The 10,684-nt window shown below is 47.9% G+C and carries 8 protein-coding genes and 1 pseudogene; all 9 read left to right on the top strand.

Annotated features, from left to right (window positions below; translation table 11 throughout):
* Positions 1–112 precede the first annotated feature (112 nt).
* Positions 113–565, top strand: coding sequence for a twin-arginine translocase TatA/TatE family subunit (locus J4F31_04315; protein MCE2495790.1), 453 nt, complete (start codon positions 113–115; stop codon positions 563–565).
* A gap of 3 nt (positions 566–568) precedes the next feature.
* Positions 569–1,525: a calcium/sodium antiporter gene (locus J4F31_04310; GenBank protein ID MCE2495789.1), complete on the top strand. Its 957-nt coding sequence runs from the start codon at positions 569–571 to the stop codon at positions 1,523–1,525.
* Positions 1,526–1,672: 147 nt separating this feature from the next.
* Positions 1,673–3,845 (top strand): annotated as a pseudogene (locus tag J4F31_04305) (glutamine synthetase III).
* A gap of 117 nt (positions 3,846–3,962) precedes the next feature.
* Entirely contained in the window at positions 3,963–6,041 is a 2,079-nt protein-coding gene (locus tag J4F31_04300) for an OmpA family protein (protein ID MCE2495788.1), read from the top strand.
* Positions 6,042–6,104: 63 nt separating this feature from the next.
* Positions 6,105–7,274 (top strand): phosphoribosylformylglycinamidine cyclo-ligase, encoded by a 1,170-nt coding sequence (locus J4F31_04295; protein ID MCE2495787.1) that lies wholly within the window; start codon positions 6,105–6,107, stop codon positions 7,272–7,274.
* An 18-nt stretch (positions 7,275–7,292) separates the two neighbouring features.
* Positions 7,293–8,372 (top strand): peptide chain release factor 1, encoded by a 1,080-nt coding sequence (gene prfA, locus J4F31_04290; protein ID MCE2495786.1) that lies wholly within the window; start codon positions 7,293–7,295, stop codon positions 8,370–8,372.
* Positions 8,372–9,187 (top strand): orotidine-5'-phosphate decarboxylase, encoded by an 816-nt coding sequence (gene pyrF, locus J4F31_04285; protein ID MCE2495785.1) that lies wholly within the window; start codon positions 8,372–8,374, stop codon positions 9,185–9,187. The genes prfA and pyrF overlap by 1 nt, the downstream gene beginning before the upstream one ends.
* Positions 9,188–9,232: 45 nt before the next feature.
* Complete coding sequence (locus J4F31_04280) at positions 9,233–10,453, top strand: DUF2851 family protein (GenBank protein ID MCE2495784.1); 1,221 nt, start codon at positions 9,233–9,235, stop codon at positions 10,451–10,453.
* A gap of 3 nt (positions 10,454–10,456) precedes the next feature.
* Entirely contained in the window at positions 10,457–10,678 is a 222-nt protein-coding gene (locus J4F31_04275) for a PspC domain-containing protein (protein ID MCE2495783.1), read from the top strand.
* The last annotated feature ends 6 nt before the right edge of the window (positions 10,679–10,684 follow it).

Raw genomic sequence — 10,684 nt, 5'->3', positions numbered from 1 at the left:
GTATACGAGACCCGTACGTACGGTGGTGTGAGAGGCGCACCCCGTCACCTCTTAGTGGCGGGGCCGTCTACTCGATTATTCCACCAGTCGTTCAATTCGTATCTTTGCCGACATGATCGCTCATATCTTTTTGATCTTCAATTTTGGCGGCGGTGAGATCTTTCTCATCCTCATGGTCTTCATTTTGCTTTTTGGAGCTAAGCGTATCCCGGAAGTGGCTCGAACCTTGGGTAAGGGCATGCGCGAGATACGAAATGCGACCAGTGATATCCAACGCGAGATCAAGGACGCAACGGGTGACCCAGCGAGCTTGAGCCGCCAAATGGAGGAGAAGATAAAACAGCAAGCACGAGATATCGAAGGGGCCATTGCTCGAAACACACCCAAGGCGAAATCCGAAAATCCGCCTCAACCCGATAAACCCGAAAAGGAGCAGGCCGATCACCACACCGAACGTTCCGATCCCACTGTTACCCGGGAAAAAGGGAAAGATTCGGCTTCGGAGCAACAAGGGTCTTCTAAAGATCAGAAGGATTCATCTGAGTCCAACATGACCAAAGATTGATCTATGGCGTGGGTATTTCTCCTGGCCGGATTAGCATTACTGACGCTCGGTGGGGACTTGTTGGTACGCGGATCGGTGACTCTCGCCGTACGTCTCAAAGTAAGCACCTTGGTCATCGGAATGACCGTAGTTTCGTTTGCGACCTCTTGCCCCGAACTACTCGTTAGCCTCAACGCAGCATTCAAAGGGCATACCGACATCACCTTCGGAAACGTCATCGGTTCCAACATCGCGAACATCGGCCTGGTACTCGGACTCACCGCGGCCATTTTTGGGCTCTCCGCTTCGGTGAATAGCCGGCGGTTCGATTGGCCCGCGATGTTCCTATCCTCCATCTTATTCATGCTCTTCGTGTATTTCGATGGTTATCTCGGATTCGTCGAAGGCCTCGTTTTCTTCGTTCTACTCGTCGCATTCAATATTTTTTTGATCAGCGCCTCTCGGCGCGATGAATCCCGCCGCATTCACGATTTGCCCGAAGAGGATAAAGAAGATATTCCCGACCCACCCGGACGCATGGCACTATACCTCGTGGTCGGGGCTGTGGCTCTTTTTTACGGCTCCGATTGGCTCATTCAAGGTGCCGTGGACATTGCCCGTGCATGGAATGTTAGCGAACGAGTGATCTCCGTATCTATGGTGTCCGTGGGCACGAGTATCCCCGAACTTGCGGCTTCCCTCATTGCGACCTTTAAAAAGGAACAAAGCCTTTCGATAGGAAACCTTATTGGATCCAACATCTTTAATATACTGGCCGTCCTGGGTATCACGGCCATGATCCACCCGATTCACATTACGGATCACCGACTGCTCGAAGTCGATATTTGGTGGATGCTTGGTATTGCCTTTTTGTTGGCCCCTTTTCTGTACGTTGGAAAAAAACGGACCATAGGAAATTGGCAAGGGTTTATTCTTCTCGCAACTTACGGAATATACGTCTACTTGCTTTTTACCCCCTAAAAACCCCGTTGCTCCCTCTTGAAAAAGGAACTTATGTAATCATACCCCCTCGATTTTAAGGGTGTGCTAATAAAAAGTGACAAATCTGTCATTGTTGGGACTCGAGTTGTTGGTATCTTTGCCACATCACTAAATCTCAAACGTCTTATGTCGTCCAACATTCGTTTTCAAGCACTTAAGCAAACTATGGAGCGCAAGCCTACTAAAAGCTTCGAGGTCAAGGCTAAAATGTCTGAACTGTGGGGAGAGATGGTCTTCCACACCGGAGCCGTGATGGAGTATCTTCCGGAAGAGGCGTCCGAAGTGTAATGCAAGCAATCGTATCTGGAAAGAATATCGATCGCGACATTGCTAATCAAGTAGCTTCGGCCATGAAGGATTGGGCCATCAGTAAAGGGGCAACACACTATACTCACTGGTTTCAACCCCTTACAGGAGCCACGGCAGAAAAACACGACGCTTTCTTTACGCCATTGAGCGATTCGACGGTGATCTATTGGTTCAACAAGAACCCGATGCATTGAGCTTCCCGAGTGGCGGTATCCGAAATACTTTCGAAGCCCGAGGTTATACGGCATGGGACCCTACGTCCCCGGCCTTTATTATTGATAACACCCTGTGCATTCCCACGATCTTCGTTTCGTACACCGGAGAGGCGTTGGGCAATAAAACTCCGCTATTGCGCGCTTTGAATGCAGTAGATGAAGCGGCAACCGCAGTATGTAGGTACTTTGATAAGAATGTAACCAAGGTCAATGCAACCCTGGGGTGGGAGCAAGAATACTTCTTGGTTGACGAGGCCCTTTACAATGTGCGTCCTGATTTGATCTTGACTAACAGAACTCTGTTTGGCCATGCTCCGGCAAAAGGACAGCAGCTCGACGATCACTATTTCGGATCGATTCCGACTCGTGCCATGGCCTTCATGAAGGAGTTCGAGCGCGAGTCCATGAGACTCGGAATCCCCGTGACCACTCGCCACAACGAGGTAGCACCAAACCAGTTCGAGGTGGCGCCGATGTTCGAAGAGGCGAACTTGGCAGTGGACCACAACTCATTGTTGATGGACCTGCTCGATAAGGTGGCGCGTCGCCATCACTTCCGTTGCTTGATCCACGAAAAGCCTTTCGCCGGACTTAATGGAAGCGGAAAACACAACAACTGGTCGCTCAGTACGGATACAGGAGTGAACTTGTTGAAACCGGGCAAAAACCCAAAGAGTAACCTTCAATTTCTCACATTCTTCGTTAACACGATCGCGGCGGTGAATCGTCATGCCGGATTACTTCGCGCGAGTATCGCAACGGCCTCTAACGATCACCGATTGGGTGCGAACGAAGCTCCGCCAGCGATCATTTCCGTGTTCATCGGATCTCAATTGACCGATACCCTGAACAAACTCGAAGAGGTGAAAGAAGGAGCATTATCTCCTCAAGAACGTTCGGATCTTAAACTCAACGTCGTTGGTAAGATTCCCGACGTACTGCTCGACAATACCGATCGCAACAGAACCTCGCCGTTCGCGTTTACGGGGAACAAGTTCGAGTTTCGAGCCGTAGGCTCAAGTGCGAATTGTTCGTTGCCAATGACCGTTTTAAACACGATCATGACGGAGCAATTGCATCGGTTCAAAGCCGACGTGGATGCCTTGATCAAACAGGGACTCAAAAAGGATGGGGCGATCTTCAATGTACTCCGCGATTATATTAAGGAGTCAAAGGCCATTCGTTTTGAAGGTGATGGATACAGCAGCACTTGGGAAAAGCACGCTGAAAAGCCGGGCTTGGAGAACATTAAAACTACACCGAAAGCACTTGATAACTACGTGAGTAAGAAGTCTGTGGATTTATTTAGGGAGCTTGGTGTGCTGAATGAAAAAGAGGTGCACGCCCATCACGAAGTGATGTTGGAGCAATATCAAATGTCCATCCAGATCGAATCGCGTGTATTAGGCGATTTGGCCAAGAATCACATTATTCCGACCGCGATCCGCTATCAGAACACCTTGATCGAAAACGTGAAAGGGTGTAAAGAAGTCCTTTCGAAAGGCGATTTCGAGGAGGCCGCGAAGGAGCAACTCGACATGATCAAAGAGATCTCGGGCAGGGTAGCCAAGATCAAATCGAGCATCGATGCCATGATCGAGGAGCGCAAGAAAGCGAACGTGCTTGACAACATGCGCGATAAAGCCATCGCATACGATGAAAAGGCGAAGCCTTACTTCGAGATCATTCGATATGAGGTGGATAAACTAGAGATCGTTATCGACGATGAATTGTGGCCATTGCCGAAGTATCGAGAGATGCTTTTTACACGATAAAATGTTGAAATAGGAAGTATTTAAAAAGCCCGAGGTCCGACGCCTCGGGTTTTTCTTATGGCTATTCGTGAAGTTTATTTATTTTAGCACGTTATAAGCGTAATCTTAACCTACAACATGAAGAGACTCGGATCGGTACTCACAGCCTTACTCTTTGTCGGCATCCTTAGCGTATCAGCACAAACAAATTACACCATTCAAGCAGACCAAGCATTTGAAGCTCAGCTTTTTGCGCAGGCCGCTGAATTGTATAAAAAAGCTTCTTCCAAGGAGAAAGACCGTCAAATCAAAGAAGAGATCACATTCCGCATGGCGGAGTGTTATCGAATGATGGGCGATTGGAGAAAAGCGGCAGGTTATTACAACCGCACCATCAAACGCCGCTATCCTGATCCGGTCGCAAAGCTTTACTACGCGGATATGTTGAAGGCTCAAGGAGAATACGATGAGGCAATTGTTGCCTATGAAAATTACCGTCAGGACGCTCCGTCCGACCCTCGGGGTAGAGAAGGGGTAGAAAGTTGTAAAAAGGCTCTAGAGTGGCTCGAAACTACATCGCGCTATGAACTAGAGAACCTGCGAGATTTCAATACGAAAGAAAACGATTTTGCTCCGGCTTGGGGCGATAAAGATCAAACTTCGATCATCTTTACTTCACAGCGCGAGGATGGTGCCGGTAAGGATATTGACGGCTGGACCGATCAAGGATTCATGGACTTGTACGAAACACATGAAGAGCGCAAGCGTCGCGGTGGTCGACGAAGCAGAAGTGGCACTGAAGACGAAGCCCCATCGTGGTCCGTTCCTGCCCCACTGCCCGATGATATTAACACAAAAGCTCACGAAGGTTTCGCATCGGTGAACGAGCGTGGTAACATGTTGTTCTTTACTCGTTGTGAGAATTTGAAGAACGCCGGTTTCTTGGGCTGCCGTATTTATATGGCGCGTAAGAAGGGTAAGACATGGGGCGAGCCTGAGTTGGTGAATATCAATGTTGACTCTTTGGCTTCTATCGGTCATCCATTCTTGTTGGATGATGAGACCATGATCGTAGCTGCTGACCTTGGAGAAGAAGGTGGCCGCGACTTGTACAAACTTACTTATGAGCGTCGCGTACGTACTTGGGGTACGCCTGAAAACTTGGGTCCACAAGTGAATACGGTTGGATTCGAGGGTTATCCGTTCGTACAAGGTGACTACTTATATTTTACATCAGATGGTCACCCAGGAATGGGTGCTTGGGATATCTTCCGGGTGAAAATGAATCCCGATGGAACCTTCGGAGAAGTGGAGAACATGAAGTCTCCGATAAACTCCAACTCTGATGACTTCGCCATCATCTTCAAAGGCGACGAGCCAGAAGTAGGATACATGACTTCCAATCGAGATGGCGGTCATGGAGGTGATGACATTTACGCCGTTCGTTTGAAGCCGCTTCTTTTTGCACTTTCTGGAGTTGTTACCGACACGAAGTCTGGCCGAACTCTTGATCGCGTTACGGTTAAATTAGTAGGTAGCGACGGTGCGGCACTCGAGACTACCACAGATAAATCTGGAGCATACTACTTTGGCGCTGATCAGTTGGCCGAAGGAGTTAACTATACTTTGAATTTCGAAGCCAAAGATTATTTAACGAAATCAGGTAGTGTAACTACCGTGGGTATTCCGCTTTCTGCATTCGAAGAAACCACAGATGGTTTCTTGCATACCTTGGTTATGAATAAGGAACTGGATCCGATCCGCAAGCCGATCGTACTTCCTAAGATCGAGTATGACTTTAACAGTGCAGAGCTTCGCCCGGAAGCCATGGAGTCATTGGACGGGTTGGTTGAAGTTTTGGAAGACAACCCGAACATTACCATTGAGCTTCGTTCGCATACTGACCACATCGGTAGTGACCCCGCTAACCAGCAGCTTTCACAACGTCGTGCACAATCTTGTGTCGATTACTTGATCTCAAAAGGTATTGCCGAGGATCGCTTGATCGCAGTTGGTATGGGGGAGAATGAACCGTTCGTCATCAACGAGTCTTATGAAGGACCTGAGTACTTGAAAGCGGGAGATCGTTTGACCGAGGCATTCATTCGTCGCTTGCAACGCGATAATGGTGATGAGGCCGATGAGATTGCTCGTCAGTTGAATCGTAGAACGGACTTCCAGGTGAAAAGCCGTAACTACGTTCCAAAAGGACAGTAGATAAAATAGTTTATAGTGAAAAGCGTCCCGGCCTTTGTCGGGATGCTTTTTTATTTTACCGCCATGAGTCAACAAGAAAGATACAACCAGAGAGGGGTAAGCGCTTCAAAAGAAGACATTCACGAAGCCATTAAGGACATCGACAAAGGGCTTTTCCCGAAGGCCTTCTGTAAGATCATACCGGATCACCTGACAGGTAGCCCAGACCATTGTCTCGTGATGCATGCCGATGGTGCTGGAACTAAGTCGAGCTTGGCTTACATGTACTGGAAAGAGACCGGAGATCTTTCTGTTTGGAAAGGAATTGCGCAGGATGCATTGATCATGAATATCGATGACCTTCTTTGCGTCGGTGCAACCGATCAAATCCTTGTGAGCTCCACTATTGGAAGGAATAAAAATCTGGTTCCAGGCGAAGTGATTAGTGCCCTTATCAACGGAAACGAGGAGTTGTTGGCTCAACTGAGGGAATTGGGAGTTGGAGTTTGCAGCACAGGTGGTGAAACGGCTGATGTTGGCGATTTGGTTCGTACGATCATTGTTGATTCAACAGTGACCTGTCGAATGAGAAGGGATGAAGTAATCAGTAACGATCGAATACAACCGGGCGACGTAATCGTTGGTTTGGCAAGTTTTGGTCAGGCCACTTATGAAACCGAGTACAATGGTGGCATGGGGTCGAATGGATTGACTTCGGCACGACATGATGTCTTTGATAGGTCTTTGGCAGAGAAGTATCCAGAGTCATTTGATCCGAGCGTACCTCTTGATTTGGTTTACTCAGGGTCCAAAGGCCTTACTGATGTCGTTGAGGGAGTCAGCCTCGACGCTGGAAAGCTCGTTCTTTCACCAACGCGGACCTACGCTCCGGTCATTAAGGAAATTCTTAAAGAAAACCGAAGTAACATCCACGGTATGGTCCATTGCAGCGGAGGAGCTCAAACAAAAGTGCTGCACTTTATTGATGAGCATCATGTTATAAAGGACAACCTTTTTGCTACCCCACCACTTTTTAAGTTGATTCACGAAGAGAGCGGTACGGACTGGAAAGAAATGTACCAAGTATTCAACATGGGGCACCGAATGGAGTTGTACTTACCAGAAAGCGAGGCAGAACGTATAATTCAGACCGCTGAGAATTTTGGTATCGGAGCCCAAATCGTTGGTCGAGTTGAATCAGGGGAAAAGAAACTGAGCATTAAGAGCGAACACGGAACATTCGAATACTCATAAGAAGAAGAGAAGATGGAGCTGTTGGAACAATTGAATGGAATTAAGCGCAGGTACAACGACCTGGCTACCCAAATCAGCGATCCGGATGTGATCGCCGATATGAAGCGCTACGTGGAGCTCAATAAACAGTACAAAGAGCTCGAACCTATCGTCCAAGCGGGCAATCAATACCGGGAGCTCGTAGAAGGAATTGAAGAGGCACGCGATATCCTCAATAATGAAAAAGATCCCGAGCTCAAGGAAATGGCTAAAATGCAGCTTGAGGAACTAGAGCCACAAGAAGAAGCTTGGACCGAAAAGATCAAGGTCCTACTTATTCCGAAGGATCCTGAGGATGCGAAAAATGCGGTGATGGAGATTCGTGCAGGTACCGGAGGAGATGAGGCGAATTTGTTTGCCGGCGACCTATACAGGATCTATATGCGTTATGCGGAAAATGAAGGATTCAAGACTGAACTCGTAGATTATGCCGAAGGAACGGCAGGTGGTTACAAAGAGATCATCTTCAATATCAATGGTGATAACGCCTACGGATTGTTCAAGTACGAATCCGGTGTTCACCGAGTTCAACGGGTACCCGCGACGGAGACTCAAGGCCGTGTGCACACGTCTGCGGCGACGGTAGCCGTTTTGCCCGAAGCGGAAGAGTTCGATGTAGAAATCGACATGAACGATGTTAAGAAAGAAACGTACTGCAGTTCCGGGCCCGGAGGACAATCAGTGAATACGACCTACTCTGCTGTGCGCTTGACTCACGTTCCGACCGGAATCGTAGCTCAATGTCAGGATCAGAAGTCGCAAATCAAAAACTTCGATAAAGCCCTCAAGGTCTTGCGTAGTCGTATATACGAACGCGAATTGCAGAAGCACCTCGATGAGATCTCGAGCAAGCGAAAGACCATGGTGAGTTCCGGTGACCGATCGGCCAAGATTCGAACTTATAATTTTCCGCAAGGTCGTGTAACCGATCACAGGATCAACCTGACCTTGTACAATCTGAACGATATTATGAACGGCGATTTGGCCAAGATAAGCGACGAGCTACAGATGGTTGAAAACGTGAAGAAAATGAAGGAAGGTGAACAAACCAACGCATAATGACACGAGATCAACTCATTGAACAAATCAGGTCGAAAAAGTCCTTTTTATGTATCGGATTGGATCCCGATTTCGATCGTATGCCCGAGGTGGTCAAATCGGATGCAGACCCTATTTTTAGCTTCAATAAAGCGATCATCGATGCAACTCATGATTTCTGTGTAGCCTACAAACCCAACACGGCTTTTTACGAAGCCCGTGGGCTCGATGGATGGAGGAGCCTCGAACGTACGATACAGTATTTAAACGAAAACTATCCGAATCACTTTACGATTGCCGATGCTAAACGCGGCGATATCGGTAACACTAGCCGCATGTACGCTGAAGCATTTTTAGAGCGTATGGGTTTTGACTCGATTACCGTAGCGCCTTACATGGGCTCTGATTCCGTCGGCCCTTTCCTTTCGGAAGGAAGGGGGAAATGGGCGATCGTCTTGGCTCTCACGTCCAACGCTGGAGCATCTGACTTCCAAAAGCAGAAACTCGGTGGCGATTATTTATTCGAAAATGTGTTGAGGACAACGGCCTCTTGGTCGAACCCCGATTCTCTCATGTTCGTTGTGGGCGCAACACAAGCCGAATCATTGCGCGAAGTGCGGTCCATTGTTCCTGATCATTTTCTATTGGTGCCCGGGGTTGGCGCACAAGGAGGTTCGCTTGAAGAAGTAGTCGAACACGGCGCTAATAAAGATATCGGACTTTTGATCAACAGTTCCCGGGGAATCCTTTACGCGGGGTCCGGTGATGATTTTGCTTCAAAGGCACGTGAAGAGGCAAAAAAGTTGGCCCTGAGCATGGCCATTTATTGCCGATGACCTACATTACGATCGGTTCGAAGTGCGGCGACTATCGACCGTCATTTGGAAGAGCTTTTTCTTCATTTCATTTGGAAGTACAGAAGGTATAATCAACGGGAGCTACTGACCACTCAAGGCCAGCAGCTCGAGGTGATCGACCCCGGCCAAGACCATACTGCGGCAGGTCCTGATTTCCGCATGGCCCACATAAAGCTGGGAAACCTGGAATGGGTTGGGCCAATAGAGATTCACGTAAATAGTAGTGATTGGTTCGCCCATGGACATCAGAATGATACCAATTACGATCCCGTTTTACTACATGTTGTTTGGAAAGACGACCGACCCGTAACGAACAATAATGGAGAGCGTATACCTACCCTAGAGCTTTGCGGTCGCGTGCATCGAAAGGTCTTCGATCGCTGGAAAGAACTTAGGGCCGATATGTACTGGATCCCTTGCGAACCATTCCTCGGAGACTTTGACGAGCTGTTTTGGAAGGCGCACTGGGAGAGAATGATGGTCACGCGTTTGGAAGAGCGAAGCCAAGAATGGAAATTAAGACTGCTCAACAATCAGCATCATTGGGAGGAGACCTTTTACCAAGTTCTTTGTCGTTCTTTCGGATTAAAGGAGAATTCAGAGCCTTTTGAGCAGGTGGCACTTAGAACTCCACTTCGAATAATTCGGCGCGAGGCGCACGAGTACAGATCGATTTTGGCCCTGTTGATCGGTCAATCTGGATGGTGCTCAAAGGGAAGTGTCAGAAAAGACTATGTGGACCTCTTTGCTCACTACCATGTACTTCGACTCAAGCATCACTTGGAGCCTATCGACGCGAGATTATGGAAATTCGGTGGAATTCGTCCGCCCAATCACCCGAATAAGAGAATGGAACAACTCGCCCGACTCCTTTACTCATATCCGGACCTGGTTCATCGTTTATTGAAAATGAATGACCCTAACGAGTGGATTAGCTTGTGTAACAGAGCCATAGGGAAAGGCTTTGGGCTAGCAAAGTCGAGAGTGGTTCTGCTTAATGCAATTGTTCCTTTATTGTTTTACTACGGCAGGTGGCGGGGCGACCAGAGCTTCATTGAAAAAGCATTGAATTGGGCTCAGTCTCTAAGTGCCGAGAACAATCGCATAGTACAATCGTTTGTTGCTCGTGGAATTCCTGTTGAATCCGCTTTGGATGGGCAAGCGGCGCAGCATCAGTTCGTGCATTATTGCCGGCCAAAAAAATGCTTAATTTGCCAAGTAGGAAAACGAGTGCTAAATCGTTGAAACATGATCGAGAGAATACGTTCCTTTTTTGAAAAAAACGGCTTTGAAGTGTCGAGCCGTCTGGGGCAGCGTATAGGTGTTCGAGCAGATTTAGTTCGCTTGTTTTTTATCTACACTTCTTTTGCCACATTCGGCTCTCCTGTTATTTTGTATCTAACACTTGCCTTTATGATGCGCACAAAAGATTATCTTTTGCAGCGTAAAGTATCTGTGTTCGATCTATAATTTAGA

The organism is Flavobacteriales bacterium (genome assembly GCA_021296215.1).
GTDB lineage: Bacteria > Bacteroidota > Bacteroidia > Flavobacteriales > ECT2AJA-044 > ECT2AJA-044.
The sequence above is the reverse complement of the archived record's forward strand: the minus strand, read 5'-3'. Positions and strand labels throughout refer to the sequence as shown.

What these genes read in the sequence shown, in the direction of transcription:
- J4F31_04275 (MCE2495783.1), top strand. Translation starts at nt 10,457, where the DNA reads ATGATCGAGAGAATACGTTCCTTTTTTGAAAAAAACGGCTTTGAAGTG.
- J4F31_04300 (MCE2495788.1), top strand. Translation starts at nt 3,963, where the DNA reads ATGAAGAGACTCGGATCGGTACTCACAGCCTTACTCTTTGTCGGCATC.
- J4F31_04295 (MCE2495787.1), top strand. Translation starts at nt 6,105, where the DNA reads ATGAGTCAACAAGAAAGATACAACCAGAGAGGGGTAAGCGCTTCAAAA.
- pyrF (MCE2495785.1), top strand. Translation starts at nt 8,372, where the DNA reads ATGACACGAGATCAACTCATTGAACAAATCAGGTCGAAAAAGTCCTTT.
- J4F31_04315 (MCE2495790.1), top strand. Translation starts at nt 113, where the DNA reads ATGATCGCTCATATCTTTTTGATCTTCAATTTTGGCGGCGGTGAGATC.
- J4F31_04310 (MCE2495789.1), top strand. Translation starts at nt 569, where the DNA reads ATGGCGTGGGTATTTCTCCTGGCCGGATTAGCATTACTGACGCTCGGT.